Origin of the sequence: Pseudomonas laurylsulfatiphila, assembly GCF_002934665.1 — a bacterium.
Taxonomy (GTDB): domain Bacteria; phylum Pseudomonadota; class Gammaproteobacteria; order Pseudomonadales; family Pseudomonadaceae; genus Aquipseudomonas; species Aquipseudomonas laurylsulfatiphila.
Map to the genome: position 1 here is coordinate 513649 of NZ_NIRS01000002.1, position 16573 is coordinate 530221.

General features: G+C 58.7%; 16 protein-coding genes and 1 pseudogene. 10 read left to right on the forward strand and 7 right to left on the reverse strand.

Annotated elements, in window-relative coordinates:
- Positions 1-13: 13 nt before the first annotated feature.
- The 10 genes from CD175_RS08140 to CD175_RS08185 all read left to right on the forward strand — a co-directional run bounded on the left by CD175_RS08140 (position 14) and on the right by CD175_RS08185 (position 10308).
- Positions 14-1084, forward strand: coding sequence for an isopenicillin N synthase family dioxygenase (locus CD175_RS08140; protein WP_104448453.1), 1071 nt, complete (start codon positions 14-16; stop codon positions 1082-1084).
- 46 nt (positions 1085-1130) lie between these two features.
- The gene (locus CD175_RS08145) at positions 1131-1925 is read left to right on the forward strand and encodes an ABC transporter substrate-binding protein (protein ID WP_007978291.1); all 795 of its coding nucleotides are present in this window, start codon (positions 1131-1133) and stop codon (positions 1923-1925) included.
- 64 nt (positions 1926-1989) lie between these two features.
- The gene (locus CD175_RS08150) at positions 1990-3537 is read left to right on the forward strand and encodes an amino acid ABC transporter permease/ATP-binding protein (protein WP_104448454.1); all 1548 of its coding nucleotides are present in this window, start codon (positions 1990-1992) and stop codon (positions 3535-3537) included.
- Between the two features lie 46 nt (positions 3538-3583).
- Positions 3584-4372, forward strand: a complete 789-nt coding sequence (locus CD175_RS08155) for an SDR family oxidoreductase (protein WP_104448455.1) — start codon at positions 3584-3586, stop codon at positions 4370-4372.
- Positions 4373-5089: 717 nt separating this feature from the next.
- Complete coding sequence (locus tag CD175_RS08160; RefSeq protein WP_104448456.1) at positions 5090-5866, forward strand: ABC transporter substrate-binding protein; 777 nt, start codon at positions 5090-5092, stop codon at positions 5864-5866.
- Positions 5867-5970: 104 nt separating this feature from the next.
- Positions 5971-6660, forward strand: a complete 690-nt coding sequence (locus CD175_RS08165) for an ABC transporter permease (RefSeq protein WP_104448457.1) — start codon at positions 5971-5973, stop codon at positions 6658-6660.
- Positions 6661-6672: 12 nt separating this feature from the next.
- Positions 6673-7371 (forward strand): ABC transporter permease, encoded by a 699-nt coding sequence (locus CD175_RS08170; RefSeq protein WP_104448458.1) that lies wholly within the window; start codon positions 6673-6675, stop codon positions 7369-7371.
- Between the two features lie 9 nt (positions 7372-7380).
- Positions 7381-8493 carry a succinylglutamate desuccinylase/aspartoacylase family protein gene (locus CD175_RS08175; RefSeq protein WP_104448459.1) on the forward strand — a complete coding sequence of 371 codons (1113 nt, stop codon included), beginning with the start codon at positions 7381-7383 and terminating at the stop codon, positions 8491-8493.
- An 18-nt stretch (positions 8494-8511) separates the two neighbouring features.
- Entirely contained in the window at positions 8512-9276 is a 765-nt protein-coding gene (locus tag CD175_RS08180; protein ID WP_104448460.1) for an ABC transporter ATP-binding protein, read from the forward strand.
- Positions 9277-9399: 123 nt separating this feature from the next.
- Positions 9400-10308, forward strand: a complete 909-nt coding sequence (locus CD175_RS08185; protein ID WP_104448461.1) for a MurR/RpiR family transcriptional regulator — start codon at positions 9400-9402, stop codon at positions 10306-10308.
- 223 nt (positions 10309-10531) lie between these two features.
- Here the strand turns inward: CD175_RS08185 and CD175_RS08190 are convergent.
- From CD175_RS08190 to CD175_RS08220, 7 genes and pseudogenes are all read right to left on the reverse strand, one after another.
- Positions 10532-10639, reverse strand: a pseudogene (locus CD175_RS08190) (serine dehydratase beta chain); the annotation flags it as partial.
- A 52-nt stretch (positions 10640-10691) separates the two neighbouring features.
- Positions 10692-11948 carry a serine hydroxymethyltransferase gene (gene glyA, locus CD175_RS08195; RefSeq protein WP_104448462.1) on the reverse strand — a complete coding sequence of 419 codons (1257 nt, stop codon included), beginning with the start codon at positions 11946-11948 and terminating at the stop codon, positions 10692-10694.
- Between the two features lie 118 nt (positions 11949-12066).
- Positions 12067-12492, reverse strand: coding sequence for a GlcG/HbpS family heme-binding protein (locus CD175_RS08200; RefSeq protein WP_007978249.1), 426 nt, complete (start codon positions 12490-12492; stop codon positions 12067-12069).
- Between the two features lie 50 nt (positions 12493-12542).
- Positions 12543-13310, reverse strand: a complete 768-nt coding sequence (gene folK / locus CD175_RS08205) for a 2-amino-4-hydroxy-6-hydroxymethyldihydropteridine diphosphokinase (RefSeq protein WP_104448463.1) — start codon at positions 13308-13310, stop codon at positions 12543-12545.
- A gap of 37 nt (positions 13311-13347) precedes the next feature.
- Positions 13348-14406 (reverse strand): ABC transporter substrate-binding protein, encoded by a 1059-nt coding sequence (locus CD175_RS08210; RefSeq protein WP_104448464.1) that lies wholly within the window; start codon positions 14404-14406, stop codon positions 13348-13350.
- A 22-nt stretch (positions 14407-14428) separates the two neighbouring features.
- Positions 14429-15277, reverse strand: coding sequence for an ABC transporter permease (locus tag CD175_RS08215; RefSeq protein WP_104448465.1), 849 nt, complete (start codon positions 15275-15277; stop codon positions 14429-14431).
- A gap of 3 nt (positions 15278-15280) precedes the next feature.
- Entirely contained in the window at positions 15281-16561 is a 1281-nt protein-coding gene (locus CD175_RS08220) for an ABC transporter permease (protein ID WP_205886323.1), read from the reverse strand.
- Between the last annotated feature and the right edge of the window lie 12 nt (positions 16562-16573).

Genomic DNA, 16573 nt, shown 5'->3' on the forward strand with positions numbered 1-16573 from the left:
GAGCCGATGCGTCATGCCTGACAATAAAAACAACAGCGCCAGCACTGACACACTCAAAGCCAACTTCAACAGCATCCCGGTGATCAACATCGCCGGCCTGTTCAGCTTTGAACTGGAACACCGCCTGGCCGTGGCCGAACAATTGGGGCGCGCCGCCAGCGAAGTCGGGTTTCTCTATATCACCAATCACGGTATCGACCCGCAACTGATCGCCAACCTGCGCAAGGCTGCCAAGGACTTTTTCGACCAGCCCCTCGACACCAAGATGCGCCACTACATCGGCACCTCACAAACCCACAAGGGCTTTGTGCCCGAAGGCGAAGAGGTCTATTCCAAGGGTAAGCCGGACCACAAGGAGGCCTTCGACGTCGGCTTCGAAGTCCCGGCCGATGACCCGCTGGTGCTGGCCAACACCCCCTTGCTGGGGCCCAACGACTGGCCGCAGCTGGCAGGCTTCAAGGCCTCGGTGCAGGCCTACTATGAAGCGATCTTCGCCCTGGGCCGGCGCCTGTTCGGCGGCTTCGCCCTGACCCTGGGCCTGGAAGAAAACTACTTCGACAGCCTGGTCACCCGTCCGCCGTCCAAACTGCGCCTGATCCACTACCCGTTCGACGGTGCTGCCCATGACGCACCGGGTCTTGGCGCCCATACTGATTACGAGTGCTTCACCATCCTCCTGGCCGACAAACCCGGCCTTGAGGTGATGAACAATCTTGGCCAATGGATCGATGCACCACCGATTGCCGATGCCTTTGTGGTCAACATCGGCGACATGCTGGAGGTGATGACGGCGGGCGCATTCGTTGCCACTGCGCACCGGGTGCGCAGCGTGAAGGAGGAGCGTTATTCCTTCCCGCTGTTTTATGCCTGTGACTACCACACCCAGATCAAACCGCTGCCCGGGTTCGCCCAGGCCGGCAACGACTACGAAGAGATCACGATCGGCGAACACATGTATGGCCAGGCGCTGCAGACCTATCAATATCTGCGCCAGAGGGTGGCCAACGGGGACGTTCAACTGCCAGGCAAGGCACGTAAACCCGCCAGTTTCGGACATTTGAAAAATCAGGTGCAACCGACCTGATTGAAGTTTTCAGCTAAACCCCCTACCTACGCCGGAGTCAGTAAAAATGAAAAACAATAAAAAGAACCTTTTGTGCCTGGCTGTATTGGCAGCCGGCATGTTCGGTGCCTCGGTGAGCATGGCCGCGTCAGATACGTTCAAGGTCGGCATGGAGATCACCTACCCTCCTTTCGAGTCCTATGACAAGGACAAGAATGTGGTGGGTTCGGACCCCGAACTGGCTACCGCACTGGCCAAGCACATGAACGCCAAGGTGGAGTTTGTCGACACCAAGTTCCCGAGCCTGATCCTGGGCCTGAACTCAGGCAAGTACGACGCGATCATTTCCGGCATGTACATCACGCCGGAGCGCCAGACTCAAGCCCAGACCATTGCGTACGCCAATACCGGTGCCGCGGTCATGGTGCCCCAGGGCAGCGAGATCAATGCGAAAAAACCTGAAGACCTGTGCGGCCTGAAGCTGGGCCTGGAACAGGGCACGACCTGGGTCAAGGAATTCAGGAAGCTGTCCGACGAATACTGCGTGCCGAACAACAAGGGCGCCATCACCGTCAGCGAGTACCCTTCGGCGCCCGAAGTGACCCAGGCCTTGCTGTCCAAGAACATCCAGGCCCAAGTTGAAATCGCCGGCGCCGCCAAAATGATCGCGGAAAAGACCAATGGCCGGGTCGTGATCACCACCGAGCACCCGATCTATCAGCAAACCCTGGGCATCTTCGTCAAGAAAGGTAACGACGCAACCTACCAGGCCGTGCAAAAGGCCTTCGAGGAAACGAAAAAGAGCGGAGAATACGCAGCAATCCTCAAGAAGTATGGCCTGGAAGAACCGACCGCCAACTAAGAATCTGTCCTTGTAGTCTGGTTATCTGCCGCCCCTGCACGGGGGCGGCAGATCGAGGTGTCCCATGCAATTCGATTGGTCGTATTTCTTCTCCCTGTTCTCCCTGCCGGACTTCTGGAATGCCTGCGTCACGGTCATCCAGCTCAGTGCCCTGGCTTGGTTCATCGGCATGCTGCTGGGTTTTGTCCTGGCCACGGCCAAGCTGTCCCAATCGCCCTTGCTGCGCATTCCCGCAGCGGTCTACATCTGGTTTTTCCGCAGCATCCCTTTGCTGGTGCTGGTGGTGTTCGTCTACAACCTGCCGCAGTTGTTTCCCGGTAGCGGACCGATTCTGTCCAACCCCTTCTACGCAGGGTTGCTGGCCCTGGTGGTCACTGAAGCGGCGTACATGGCGGAGATCCATCGTGGCGGCCTGATTTCCGTGGCCAAGGGCCAGAAGGAAGCCGGGCGCGCGCTGGGTGTCGGCGTGCTCGGCATGCAACGGCTGATCGTGATCCCCCAGGCGTTCCGTATTTCGCTGCCCACCCTGATCAATGAATACATCACGGTGGTCAAGCTGACTTCGCTGGTCTCGGTGATCTCCCTGACTGAAATCCTCACGGTCGGCCAACGCCTCTATGCCACCAACTTCCTGGTGATGGAAACCCTGGCGGCGGTGGGCGTCTACTACGTGTTGATCGTCACCGTATTCGGCTATTTCCTGCAGCGCCTGGAGCGCTACCTGGACCTGAACTTCCGCAAGCCGCACACCCTCGACGCCGCCACTATTGCCAAGTTCAAGGCCAGCGCCGAAGCCTTGCCGGACATTGCGCGCAAAGCCGCGGGCAACAACACAACGCCGATCCTGCAACTGAACAACATCCAGAAGAGCTATGGCACCCACAAGGTGCTGCTGGGTATCGACCTGAATGTCGATTACGGCCAGGTGGTCTCGATCATCGGGCCATCCGGCTCCGGCAAGACGTCGCTGATCCGCACCGTCAACGGCCTGGAAAGCATCGATACCGGCGACATCAAGTTGTTCGGCGAAACGTTCATCGAAGCCTCGGACAAACCCAACAGCTCGCGCCTGCGCAAAGGCGTGCGGCACATCGGCATGGTGTTCCAGAACTTCAACCTGTTCCCGCACCGCACCATCCTCGACAACATCACCCTGGCACCGCGGTACCACGGCCAGCCGGGCGAGCTGAGCGAGCATCGTGCCTATGCGCTGCTGGACAAGGTCGGCCTGCTGGCCCATGCCCACAAGTACCCGCACCAGCTCTCCGGCGGCCAGCAACAGCGCGTGGCGATCGCCCGGGCCCTGGCCATGGAGCCGCAGATCATGCTGTTCGACGAGCCGACCTCGGCCCTCGATCCGGAGCTGGTCAACGACGTGCTGAACGTGATCCGCGACCTGGCCAGGGAAGGCATGACCATGCTGATCGTGACCCACGAAATGGACTTTGCCATGTCGATCTCCGATCGGGTGATTTTCATGGAGAACGGCAACATTCAACTCGATGCCGCCCCTGAAACCATTCGCTGCGAAGCTGAAGGTGAGAGGGTACGACGCTTCATGGGTATCGGTGCCCGATCGCCAAACCTGTCAGCAGCGGTGGATCACGCATGAACAGGCAAGCGTTTTACATGAGCTTCTTTCTGTCAGGAACACACGCATGAATCTTGGAATAGCAGGACGCTGGGCGCTGGTGTGCGCCGCCAGCAAAGGCCTGGGTAAAGCCTGCGCACAGGCACTCGTCAGCGAGGGCGTGAACGTGGTGATCACCGCACGGGGCGAGGACACGCTGAATGAAACAGCCCGTCAGCTCAGGGCGATCAATCCTGAAGTGACGGTCATCGCCGTGGCCGGAGACATTTCCACGCCCGAGGGTCGGGCGGCAGCGCTCAAGGCCCATGAGCATTTCGATATCCTGATCAACAACGCCGGCGGCCCTCCTCCCGGGGATTTCCGCGAATGGAATCGCGACGCCTGGCTCAAGGCGCTGGATGCCAACATGCTGACCCCTATCGAGCTGATCAAGGCCACCGTAGACGGCATGGCGGCACGCGGATTTGGCCGGATCATCAACATCACTTCGAGCGCCGTGAAGTCCCCGATCGAAAGCCTGGGCCTGTCCAATGGCGCGCGCAGTGGCCTGACGGGGTTCGTTGCGGGGCTGGCCCGGCAAGAAAACATTGCCAACCGCAATGTGACGATCAACAACCTGCAACCGGGCTCGTTCGACACCGATCGACTGCGCGACAACCTGGTCGCCGCTGCCCACGAAATGGGGCAAGACAGTGAGGCATTCCTTGACGAATGCCGTCGCGAAATTCCTGCCAAACGCTTCGGCTCACCCGAGGAGTTCGGTGCGCTTTGTGCCTTCGTCTGCAGCAGCCATGCAGGCTACCTGACCGGGCAGAACCTGTTGATTGACGGAGGGGCCGTTCGCTCCAGCCAGTAATAACCGCCAGTACCCCGGGAGCGGATGGCACAGAGACTTTCGCCATCCGTCCCGCCCCTCTCGACACGCCCCCCCTCCCCCCCAAACAATCTTTTTTTGGTGCTTTCACTGGTTTGGAGGTCACTTCATTTTCTGCGTGGGCACGTTCCCTTGTAGGAGCTGGCTTGCCAGCGATGGTCGTTAACGATAACGCGTGCGAACCGGATAAACGCGGCGCACTGGAGTCCATCGCCAGCAGGCTGGCTCCCACAGTTTCAGAGTGGGCAACCCCCTTGTAGGAGCTGGCCTGCCAGCGATGGTCGTTAACGATAACGCGTGCGAACCGGATAAACGCGGCCCCCTGTAGGAGCTGGCTTGCCAGCGATGGTCGTCAACGATAACGCGTGCGAACCGGATAAACACGGCGCACTGGAGTCCATCGCCAGCAAGCTGGCTCCCACAGTTTCAGTGTGGGCACACCCCCTGTAGGAGCTGGCTTGCCAGCGATGGTCGTTAACGATAACGCGTGCGAACTGGATAAACACGGCGCACTGGCGTCCATCGCCAGCAAGCTGGCCCCTACAGTCACGCCCGAATCTGATATGTTTTTTTTCAGTTATCTTGCATATGGATTTTTATTGTGTCATTTATAGCCTCGCCGATCACAGGACTGATCCACCGCGCCAACCCGGATGGCGGGCACCCGTTCCCCCCAATGCCCTCCAGGGAGTCAACAATATGAACAAGACAGAACTTCTAGGTGCTCTGGCGCTATGCGCTTTCAGCTTTCTGGCACATGCCGACGAAGACAGCCTGCGTATCGGTATCGAAGCCGCCTACCCGCCCTTCTCCTTCAAGACACCGGAGGGCAACGTCAGCGGGTTCGATTACGACATCGGCAACGCCTTGTGCGAAGAAATGAAGGTCAAGTGCGAGTGGGTCATTCAGGAGTTCGACGGCATGATCCCGTCGCTCAAAGTGCGCAAGATCGATGCCGTGCTGTCGTCGATGTCCATCACCGAAGACCGGATGAAGTCCGTGGACTTCAGCAAAAAGTACTACCACACGCCGGGCAAGTTCGCGATGAAGGCCGGCAACGTGATCAACGACCCTCTGGTCGACCTCAAGGGCAAGAAACTCGGCGTGCAACGCGCCTCGACCTACGATCGTTTTGCCACCGAGCAACTGGAAAAAGCCGGCGTCGTCGTGGTGCGCTACTCCTCGCAGAATGAAGCCTTCCTCGACCTCGCCTCGGGTCGTCTGGACGCCACCCTCGCCGACATCGTCAACACCGATGAGAGCTTCATCAAGACACCGGCCGGCCAGGGTTTCGCATTGACCGGGCCCGACATCAACGACCCGAAATATTTTGGCCGGGGCGCCGGGATCGCCGTGCGCAAAGGCGACAGTGCCAACGTTGCGCGCCTGAGTGCCGCGATCGACGCCATTCGCGCCAACGGCAAGTACCAGCAAGTGATGGCCAGGTACTTCGCGTTCGATATCTACGGCGAGTAAGCCTGCGCCCTGAAACCTGAAACCTGACCCCGGCGCCGGCCCCTGCAGGCGTCTGCCGGGGCTTGTCCTGCGCGCCTCGCGGCGCTCGCTTGAGGAACTTCATCATGCTCCACGGCTACGGATCGAGCATTCTCGATGGCGCCTGGCTGACCATCAACCTGGCCTTGACCTCCATGTCCCTGGCGATTGCCCTGGGCCTGATCGGTGCGGCCTTTCGGCTGTCGCCACTCAAATGGCTGGCCATGCTCGGGGAAAGCTACACCACCCTGATTCGCGGCATTCCAGACCTGGTGCTGATCCTGCTGATCTTCTACGGCGGCCAGGACCTGGTGAACCGCCTCGCCCTTGCGCTCGGTTACACCCGCTATATCGACATCAACCCCTACATCGCCGGCGTCTGCACCATGGGCTTCATTTTTGGCGCCTACCTCTCGGAAACCTTTCGCGGCGCCTTCATGGCGATCCCCAAGGGCCAGGCCGAAGCCGGCGTGGCCTATGGCATGGGCGGTGCGCAGGTGTTCTGGCGAATCCTGGTACCGCAGATGATTCGTTTCGCCATTCCCGGGTTCACCAACAACTGGTTGGTACTGACCAAATCCACTGCGCTGATCTCGGTGATCGGCTTGCAGGACATGATGTTCAAAGCCAAGAACGCAGCGGATGCCACACACGAGCCCTTCACGTTCTTCCTCTCGGTGGCGGCGCTGTACCTGATGCTCACCAGCCTGTCCTTGCTGGTGCTGCGCTATCTGGAAAAACACTATTCGGTCGGCATCAAAGCCGCCGAATTGTGAGGGGAGCCACCCATGATTCTCGACTACAACCTGATCTGGGAAAACCTGCCGCTGTACTTCAACGGCGCCTTGTTGACCCTCAAAGTCCTGCTGATTTCCCTGGCCCTGGGCCTGGTGTTGGCGATTCCGCTGGCGCTGATGCGGGTGTCGCGATCGCCGCTGATCAACTTCCCGGCCTGGCTCTATACCTACGTGATTCGCGGCACGCCGATGCTGGTGCAGTTGTTCCTGATCTATTACGGCCTGGCGCAGTTCGAAGCGGTGCGCCAAAGCGTGCTCTGGCCTTACCTCTCCAGCGCCACCTTTTGCGCCTGCCTGGCCTTCGCGATCAACACCAGTGCCTACAGCGCAGAGCTACTGGCCGGCAGTCTGAAATCGACCAACCATGGTGAGATCGAAGCCGCCAGGGCCATGGGCATGTCACGCCTGACCCTGTACCGGCGCATTCTCATGCCGTCGGCCTTGCGCCGGGCATTGCCGCAGTACAGCAACGAAGTGCTGATGATGCTGCAAACCACCAGCCTGGCCTCCATCGTCACCCTCGTCGACATCACCGGGGCCGCGCGGACTGTCAGCTCACGGTACTACCTGCCGTTCGAGGCGTTTATCACCGCCGGCCTCATCTACCTCGCCCTGACCTTCATTCTGGTGCGTCTGTTCAAGCTGGCCGAGCGCCGCTGGCTGGCGTACCAGGCACCGCGCAAGCACTAAGGAGCTGACATGGAGCACATTCAACACCTGTTGCCGTGGAGTGCCTCGGGCACCGAACGCACGCTGTCGCTGTTCCGCTTTGGCAGTGGACCACGCAAAGCCTACATACAGGCGTCATTGCATGCCGACGAGTTGCCGGGGATGCGCGTCGCCGTGGAACTCAAGCGCCGTCTGCTGGAACTGGAGACTCAAGGCCGCCTGACCGGGGTGATCGAGTTGGTGCCCATGGCCAACCCGATCGGTATCGCCCAGATGTTCCAGGCCACCCATCAGGGGCGCTTTGAGTTCTCCAGCGGCAAGAACTTCAATCGCGACTTCCCGGAGTTGGTCGATGCCGTTGCACCGCTGCTGGAAGGCAAATTGACAGACGATGCCGACGCCAACATCGCCCTGATCCGCCGCGCCATGGGCGATGCCCTCGCAGCCATGCCGGCACCGGCCTCGGAACTCGACGGCCTGCGCCGCCTGTTGCTGCAGCATGCCTGTGACGCCGATGTAGTGCTGGACCTGCACTGCGACTTCGAATCGATCATGTTGCTGTATGCGATGCCGCAACACTGGCCACGCCTGCAGTCACTGGCCGCACGCCTCGGCGCGCAAGTCACATTGCTGGCCGAAGGTGCCGGCGGCAGCGCCTTCGACGAAGCCTGCGCCATTGCCTGGCTGCGCCTGGCCGAGCGGTTTCCCGAAGCCGATATTCCCCTGGCGTGCGCAGCCACCACCATCGAATTGCGCGGCATGGCTGACACCGAGCGCGAGCAATGCGTCGACAGCGCCCAAGCCATTCTCGGCTATCTCGCCGAACAGGGCCTGATCAGCGGTGACTGGCCAGCGGCACCACCGAGCCGTTGCCAGGCCATGCCATTCGCCGGCGCCCAGTACGCCTGTGCGCCCCATCCCGGTGTGGTGAGCTTTCTGCAACCGCTGGGCGCGCAGGTCAAGGTCGGCGATCCGCTGTTCGAGGTCATCGACCCGCTGACCGACCGCCATAGCGTGGTAAGCGCCAGCACCGACGGCATTCTCTATGCCCGCGAACGCCTGCGTTTTGCCCAGCCTGGATTGTGGCTGGCCAAAGTGGCAGGCGTCACCCCCATTCGCCAGGGTCGCTTGCTCAGCGACTGATTCCAGAGAGTTCAAACCATGTACAAACTTGAAGTTCAGGACCTGCATAAAAGCTACGGCGCACACCAGGTGCTCAAGGGCGTGTCCCTGCAAGCGCAGGCCGGCGACGTGATCAGCATCATCGGCTCCAGCGGCTCCGGCAAAAGTACCTTCCTGCGCTGCATCAACCTGCTGGAGCAACCCAATGCGGGCGATATCGTGCTCAATGGCGAACCGCTCAAGCTGGTGGCCAACAAACTTGGCGGGCTGAAAGCGGCCGAACCCAGACAGTTGCAGCGCATGCGTTCGCAGCTGTCGATGGTGTTTCAACACTTCAACCTCTGGTCGCACATGAGCGCTCTGGAAAACGTCATGGAAGCCCCGGTGCATGTGCTGGGCCAAGGCAAGAAAGAGGCACGGGAAAAGGCCGAGCACTACCTGGACAAAGTCGGTGTAGCGCACCGCATGCACGCCTGGCCGGCGCACATGTCCGGTGGCGAGCAGCAGCGCGTGGCGATTGCCCGTGCACTGGCGATGGAACCGCAAGTGATGCTGTTCGATGAGCCGACGTCGGCCCTCGACCCCGAACTGGTCGGCGAAGTGCTTAAAGTCATGCAGGACCTGGCGCAGGAAGGCCGCACCATGGTGGTGGTGACTCACGAAATGGGCTTTGCCCGCGAGGTTTCCAACCAACTGGTGTTCCTGCACAAGGGCATTGTCGAAGAGCGCGGCGACCCGCGTGAGGTGCTGGTCAACCCGCAGTCCGAACGCCTGCGGCAGTTTCTGGCCGGGAGCCTGAAGTAAGACCGCCACCCGTCCACTGCTCGGCGCTGCCCTGACAAGGCAGGCTTGGGATACACTCCGGCCAACCTTGTCAGGGCATCAGGCACAGCCCTTCTCTCACCTTCAGGAAACGTTGAGCCGGATATGCCAACCCCATCGAAAGACACCACCGTCTATGCCGCGCCGGTCATGCGCAAACTGACGGAAATCGTTTCCGAACTGCCACCGTCACTGCGCAAGGTAGCGGACTTCATCCTGCGTCACCCGCTCAAGGCCGCGACGCTGACCATCGAGGAGATGGCTCAAGAAACACTGACCTCGCCCGCCGCCGTCAACCGCCTGGCCAAAGCGCTGGACCTCGGTGGCTACAGCGGCATGAAGGCCGAGCTGGTCGCCACCTTGCAGCAGATGGTGTCGCCGGTGGACAAACTGCGCAACGAACTGGCCCATCGTCCGGGCGGCGCGTTTGGCCTGCATGAACAACTGCAGAGCGCCAGCAGCAACCTGGCCACGGCGGTGACCAACAACCACGCCGACACCTTTGAAGCCTTCGTCACTCGCCTGACCACGGCACGCAAAATCTACATCCTGGGGTTCGGCAACAGTGTTTACTTCGCCGGCCTCGCCGCGTCGACCCTGATGCCCTTCTGTGCCGAGGCCACGGCCATCAGCATGGAGGGTGGCAACGAAAATGCCGCGTACCGCCTGGCCGCGATTACCGATCAGGACGTGTTGCTGGCGATCTCCCTGCCCCGCTACTCCCTCGACACCCTGCAACTGGCACGCTTCGCCAATGAACGCGGCGCATCCGTGCTGGCAATCACCGACTCTCCCGCCTCGCCGCTCACCGGCATTGCCGAGCACACGCTGTTTGCCCCTTGCGACCACCCGGTGCTGACCAGCTCCAACATCGCCGTGCTGGCCCTGATCGAAGGCCTGGTCGCCGGCGTGATGGCGCGTAATAAGGAAGCGGTCAAACTGGCAACCGAACTGACTGAAAGCGTGATGTCGTACCTGCACATCCCTGCCAGCGGCAAACCTGCGAAGAAGTGATTGCGTTGTGGATTTGCCTTGCAAACCCGGGCCGTCACTGACAGCCATGGGTTGAATCCACAGTGGTTTTCTGCCTCTTGCGACGGGCAGAAAACGGCCAAAAGGGGAAATTGAAGATTGGCCGATAACGGGCGGTGCTTAATGTAGTTCGCGGGTACTGGATACCGGGAGTGAACAGCATGGGCAGTGGCTTAGCTCTCAGGTCAAGCCGATAAGCACTCTCCACTTGCTTCAACAAGCCTTGGTCCCTCAGGCCCTCTGCAAAGCACACGGCTGCACGCATCGGCCCGACAGCGTGCGAACTGGAAGGACCGATGCCAACTTTTAACAGATCAAAAACACTCCAGCGGCAAACTTATTCCGTAGCTAACGCTGGTGGATGATCAGGCTTTGTAGACCGGAAAGCGTTCGCACAGCTCTGAAACGTGGCGAGCGATGCGGGCCTCTACGTCGGCATCACCGAGTTTATCGAGGATGTCGCAGATCCAGCTGGCAAGGACACTGCATTCTGGCTCCTGGAATCCACGCGTAGTCACCGCAGGAGTTCCTATGCGCAGGCCGGAAGTAACGAAAGGCGACTGTGGGTCGTTCGGCACGGCATTTTTGTTCACGGTAATGTGAGCCCGACCTAAGGCGGCGTCAGCATCCTTGCCCGTTAGGCGCTGGCGGATCAGACTGACAAGGAACAGATGGTTGTCGGTTCCACCCGAAACCACGTCATAACCTCGGTGGATGAATACGTTTGCCATCGTCCTGGCGTTTTTGATGACCTGTTGTTGATAGGCTTTAAAGCCTGGCTCCAGCGCTTCCTTGAAACACACAGCCTTGGCGGCGATCACATGCATCAATGGGCCACCCTGCCCACCTGGAAAGACTGCGGCGTTAAGTTTTCGCTCAAGGTCTTCATTACCTTTGGCGAGAATCAAGCCACCACGGGGGCCGCGCAGCGTCTTATGAGTGGTAGTCGTGACCACATGCGCATAGGGAAGCGGATTCGGATACAGCCCTGCCGCTACCAATCCGGCCACGTGGGCCATATCGACGAACAGGTAGGCGCCGACCTTATCGGCGATGGCGCGAAACCGCGGAAAATCCAGGGTTTTCGAGTAAGCGGAAAACCCGGCGATGACCATCTCCGGCTGATGTTCGACCGCCAGTCGCTCCACCTCGTCGTAATCAATCAATCCCGTGACGGTATCGATACCGTATTGCACCGAGTTGTAGAGCTTGCCGGAGAAACTGACTTTGGCACCATGGGTCAAATGCCCACCGTGGGCCAGGCTCATCCCCAATACGGTGTCACCCGGCTGGAGGAGCGCCAAGTAAACAGCGGCGTTGGCCTGACTACCTGAGTGCGGCTGAACGTTGGCGTAATCTGCACCAAACAGTTCCTTGGCTCTGTCGATCGCCAACTGCTCAACCTTGTCGACGTGCTCGCAGCCGCCGTAGTAACGCTTGCCTGGGTAACCTTCAGCATACTTGTTGGTCAGCCCGCAGCCTTGGGCTTCCATCACACGCTGACTGGTGTAGTTTTCTGAAGCAATAAGCTCGATGTGCTGTTCCTGACGGCGCTCTTCGGCATCAATCGCACTTAGCAGTTCATCATCGTAGCCCTGAATCTGGTCTTGCTGGCTGAACATTGTTTATCTCTCCTTCAACTTTTATTTTTGTTCGGATCAGGAAATCCAGCGCGCAGAAACGCTTCCAACAGCGAACGTGAACGCGCTGGATGAACGACTTGGGAATGTTTTTAGTTGATCAGCTCGTATAGGCCGTAAAAGCATTGACGCCTGCTTGCGCCACAATTTCATCCTGATCGGGAGTACCGGAACTGCACCCTACCCCACCCACGATAAACTCTTGCATGAAGAGCGGCAGCCCGCCGGCGACAATGGAAAAGCGACCCTGGTTGCTGGTATTGATGCCGAAGGCCGGTTTGCCTGGCACGCTGATGTCGCCATAGGCGCGCGTCGATTTACGTGCGGCCGCAGCCGTGAAGGATTTGCTGATGGCAATGTCGATACTGGTGATCCGCGCATTGTCCATGCGCTGAAACATGATCAGATGTCCCGCGTCATCGGTAATGGCGATGTCCATATCAACTGCCAGTTCCTTGGCTTTCGCAAGGCAAGCTTGCATGATGTGCTGAGCATCAGCCATTGTCAGTCTGGGTACCATTTTCATTGTCTTCGACCTCAGATTTGATGAATTAAAACCACTCCAACCCTATGTGTTTAAAACTCCAGAATTCTCTTCTTGGTTTTTACTTCTGCACGTCCTCGCTCAATCTCTGCAAAGAACTCAGGCAGTGACGTCGACAGCGCGGACAGGATCTTGCCCAGCGTATTAACCCCAGGACTTGCTTGATTCTTTTCTATGACTGATATGGAGCTATGGGTAACCCGTGCTTTTTCGGCGAGCTTGCGCTGTGTAAGGCCCTGTCGAAGACGTATTGATTTGAGCGTTTGCGCCATCACAAAATCATCCGCCTCAGCGGCTTGCAGGGTCAGCACGTCGCTGGCGACAAGGACAGGTTTTTGCTCGGCAGGCATGTCCCGCTCGAACTCAAGCCAGGTGGCTTTATAGGTTTTACCGGTGACGGGATGCACTCCATCCGGGGCGAGCACAGCAAGCGGCATCATCACGTAAGGTCTATCGATGAGATCCGACCTTGGGAGCACCCCATGCTCGTAAACACCCACAAAATCCCCGTACAGCAAAATATCGATATCCACCGGCAAGACGATTCGAGGAGCCAGTCCCCGTGCGTACCTGGCCTCAAAACGCTTTAGAACATCACTCAACTGGTCCAGTGTTAGATCAGTGCGACCGGAAAGAACAACGTTAAAAAAATCGTCGCCCACGCAGCCGGCAGCCACGGAGGAATAGACCGGGGAGCACTGAACATCCACTAGCAATGCGGCCAGGAAATCCCACGCCAGCCCCAAATGATGATCTCGGTCCTGGTTACTCCCTAGCCCGAGGTAAATCAAAGTCGACATGGCGTTGGACTCCTGAGAAGGCTGTAAAGGCAAAGGTTTACTTTGTCAGCCAGGCATTGAAGCGTTCATTGAGTTCGTCGGCGTGGTCCCCCCACCACTCGGCATTCATTTGTAATGCTGTCTTGAAGTTTTCCGGGGAGGTCGGCAGATGCGGTTTCATCTCCTCGCTGACCAGAGCTTGCGAAGATTTACGCGTCGGGCCATAGGCGATGTATTTGCTTTGCTCAGCCAGCACCGGGGTGCTCGTGGCGAACTTGAGGAACTCCATGGCCCGCGCTTTGTTCTTGCTGCCGGCCGGCACAGCCCACACATCCATGTCGTACAGCTGACCGTCCCAGATAATCTTGAACGGTTGCTTCTCTTGGGTCTGGGCCGTCCAGATACGTCCATTCCATGCCGAGGTCATTACGACCTGGCCGTCCGCAAGCAACTGCGGCGGCTGGGCACCTGCTTCCCACCAGATCACCTGACTCTTGATCGAGTCGAGTTTGGCGAATGCCCGCTCGATACCCGCCTCGGTTTCCAAGGTGGAATACACTTCATTACGAGGCACCCCATCAGCCAGCAGTGCCCACTCCAACGTGCCTTGAGGCGCCTTGCGCAAGCCACGCTTGCCAGGGAATTTGTTCAGGTCGAAGAAATCCTTAAGCGTTGCGGGCTGCTCACCTTTGAACGCGTTGACGTTGTAAGCGACCGCCGTCGACCAAATGATGTTTGCCACCGCACAGTCGGTGACGGCGCCGGAGATGAAGTCCACGTCAACCGGGGCGCCGCCCGTCCCCGCTTCCAAGTCCTTGCTCGGGTTGATACGTTCGAACAGCCCCGCATTGCACGCCCGGACGGCATCCGGTAATTCCATGTCGACAACGTCCCAGGTGACGTTTTTGGTATCGATTTGAGCCTTGAGCTGAGCGATGCCACCGGAGTAATCCTCCAGCGTGGTTTTCACTCCGGTTTTCTCGCTGAATGGCTTGATCGCTGCCTTGGTCTGGGCAGCAGCCAATGAGCCACCGTACGTGACAATCGTCAGATTCTCCTGCGCCATCGCAGACACACACGCGAGGCTTGTTACCGCGCATATCAACATCTTTTTCATAACTGCTTCCCTAGATCTCAGATCAATTAGTGATTCCACGAACGCGGAGCGAACGACGGCGCAGGACTTCGATAGACAGCAACAGCAGGACAGACAAAATGATCAGCAACGTTGCAGCGGCGAGAATCGTGGGACTGATCTGCTCACGCATTCCGGACCACATCTGACGAGGGATGGTGCGCTGCTCGACCCCACCCAAAAACTGAACGATCACCGCCTCATCGAACGAAGTGATGAATGCGAACAGCCCGCCTGAAATGATGCCGGGGCGAATGAGGGGAAACGTCACGTTGAAAAACGTATAGGTCGCCGATGCCCCCATGCTGGCGGCGGCACGGGTCAGTGAATGATCGAACCCCACGAGCGTTGCGGTGACGGTCAGAATCACGAAAGGCGTACCCAGCACAGCGTGCGACAGGATCAGCGCGAGCAGGCTCTGGCCAATCCCCAACTTGCTGTAAAAAAAGTACATGCCAGCGGCTGAAATAATCACAGGGACGATCATCGGCGAAATCAGAATGCCGGTGAGCAGGCGCTTGTACGGCAGGTCAGCGCGGCTCAGCCCAATGGATGCGAGAGTACCGAGTGCGGTAGCGATCACCGTTGCACCACACGCCACCAGGAAACTGTTCTTGATCGACAGCACCCAAAGGGGGTCGTTGATCAGCTGGTAATACCAGCGTAGGGAAAATGCCTCCGGTTTCAGATGAAGCATGTCCGACGTGAAGCTGAAATACGGCTCGACGTTAAAGGACAACGGGATGATGACCAGAATCGGCACCACCAGAAACAGCAGGACGAGTAGGGCAAATCCGCGCACGGTGAAAAACCAGCAGCGTTCGAAAGGTCCGATGTATTTTGGAAGGCTCATGGCTCACCCCAACTTCATATTGGTAATGCCTACGAATCGGTCGTAGACCCAGTACATCAGCAGCACCACCACCAGAAGCAGGCTGGCGATTGCCGAAGCCAGGCCCCAGTTCAAGGACGTCTGCATGTGATAGGCGATGAAGTTGCTGATCATCTGGCCGGTTCGGCCGCCCACGAGTGCGGGCGTGATGTAGTAGCCCACCGCGAGAATGAAGACCAGAATCCCCCCCGCACTGACGCCCGGTAGGGACAGCGGAAAGTAGATTTTGAAAAAAGTGCGCATGGAGCTTGCGCCCATTGAGTGCGCAGCTCGGATGTAGGTCTGGTCGACACCACGCATGACGCTGTAAAGCGGCAGCACCATGAACGGCAGCAGGATGTGGGTCATAGCGATGATCGTGCCGTAAAGGTTGTACATCAGATCGAGCGGCTGATTGATGATGCCGAGACTGCGAAGGACATCGTTGAAAACCCCGTTTGACTGGAGAATCACGATCCAGGCGCTGGTCCGGACCAGCAACGATGTCCAGAACGGCAGTAGCACGAGAATCATCAGCAAGTTGCTGAAGCGGTCCGGCAAGCTGGCCAGGAAGTACGCCAGCGGATAGCCCAATAGAAAACAAATGAAGGTGATCGCGACACTGACCGCCAGCGTCTTCAGCAGGTTGTCGACATAGATCTGCCGGCTTTCCGGCTGCTGGGCGATGTCGCCGTTATCGTCGTATTGACGATCCACCGCCGCCAGGTAATGCACTGCGGAAATCGAGGGCGCCATTACCTTGAGCTGCGACCACGTCGCGGTTTCACCCCAGCGTTTGTCGATGCTGATCATTAGCGGCTTGAATTCGGTGATCCCAGCCTGACTCTGTTTTTCCAGACCTCTCGCCGTCTTGTTCAACAGCAGCTTCATGCCGCTTTGCACGCGATTCAAGTCAGTCCCAACCCGATCCAGGTTCTGCGATTTGAGCAGGGAGAGAATATCGTTGCCGAGGACTGCAAACGTCTTCTCTTCAGGCAGTGCCTGCCGATCCCATTGCTTCAACTCAACCGCACTGTTCGGCATGTAGTCTGCGAGCGTGCCGTTTTGCACGCTACGCATCAGCATGTCGCCAATAGGCATGAGAAAAAACACGGCGATAAACGCAAGCAGTGGTAACACCAGGAGCACGGACTTGAACTTGTTCCGACGCTCGGCCTTGTCCAGGCTTTCCTTTATTGACTGGCCAACCTTCGGCTGCACAAACAGCCGATCCGCAGGCCCTTCAGACATTACAGGGCGATTCATGGAGTGATCTCC

What these genes read in the sequence shown, in the direction of transcription:
- CD175_RS08140 (WP_104448453.1), top strand. Translation starts at nt 14, where the DNA reads ATGCCTGACAATAAAAACAACAGCGCCAGCACTGACACACTCAAAGCC.
- CD175_RS08145 (WP_007978291.1), top strand. Translation starts at nt 1,131, where the DNA reads ATGAAAAACAATAAAAAGAACCTTTTGTGCCTGGCTGTATTGGCAGCC.
- CD175_RS08150 (WP_104448454.1), top strand. Translation starts at nt 1,990, where the DNA reads ATGCAATTCGATTGGTCGTATTTCTTCTCCCTGTTCTCCCTGCCGGAC.
- CD175_RS08155 (WP_104448455.1), top strand. Translation starts at nt 3,584, where the DNA reads ATGAATCTTGGAATAGCAGGACGCTGGGCGCTGGTGTGCGCCGCCAGC.
- CD175_RS08160 (WP_104448456.1), top strand. Translation starts at nt 5,090, where the DNA reads ATGAACAAGACAGAACTTCTAGGTGCTCTGGCGCTATGCGCTTTCAGC.
- CD175_RS08165 (WP_104448457.1), top strand. Translation starts at nt 5,971, where the DNA reads ATGCTCCACGGCTACGGATCGAGCATTCTCGATGGCGCCTGGCTGACC.
- CD175_RS08170 (WP_104448458.1), top strand. Translation starts at nt 6,673, where the DNA reads ATGATTCTCGACTACAACCTGATCTGGGAAAACCTGCCGCTGTACTTC.
- CD175_RS08175 (WP_104448459.1), top strand. Translation starts at nt 7,381, where the DNA reads ATGGAGCACATTCAACACCTGTTGCCGTGGAGTGCCTCGGGCACCGAA.
- CD175_RS08180 (WP_104448460.1), top strand. Translation starts at nt 8,512, where the DNA reads ATGTACAAACTTGAAGTTCAGGACCTGCATAAAAGCTACGGCGCACAC.
- CD175_RS08185 (WP_104448461.1), top strand. Translation starts at nt 9,400, where the DNA reads ATGCCAACCCCATCGAAAGACACCACCGTCTATGCCGCGCCGGTCATG.
- glyA (WP_104448462.1), bottom strand. Translation starts at nt 11,948, where the DNA reads ATGTTCAGCCAGCAAGACCAGATTCAGGGCTACGATGATGAACTGCTA.
- CD175_RS08200 (WP_007978249.1), bottom strand. Translation starts at nt 12,492, where the DNA reads ATGAAAATGGTACCCAGACTGACAATGGCTGATGCTCAGCACATCATG.
- folK (WP_104448463.1), bottom strand. Translation starts at nt 13,310, where the DNA reads ATGTCGACTTTGATTTACCTCGGGCTAGGGAGTAACCAGGACCGAGAT.
- CD175_RS08210 (WP_104448464.1), bottom strand. Translation starts at nt 14,406, where the DNA reads ATGAAAAAGATGTTGATATGCGCGGTAACAAGCCTCGCGTGTGTGTCT.
- CD175_RS08215 (WP_104448465.1), bottom strand. Translation starts at nt 15,277, where the DNA reads ATGAGCCTTCCAAAATACATCGGACCTTTCGAACGCTGCTGGTTTTTC.
- CD175_RS08220 (WP_205886323.1), bottom strand. Translation starts at nt 16,561, where the DNA reads ATGAATCGCCCTGTAATGTCTGAAGGGCCTGCGGATCGGCTGTTTGTG.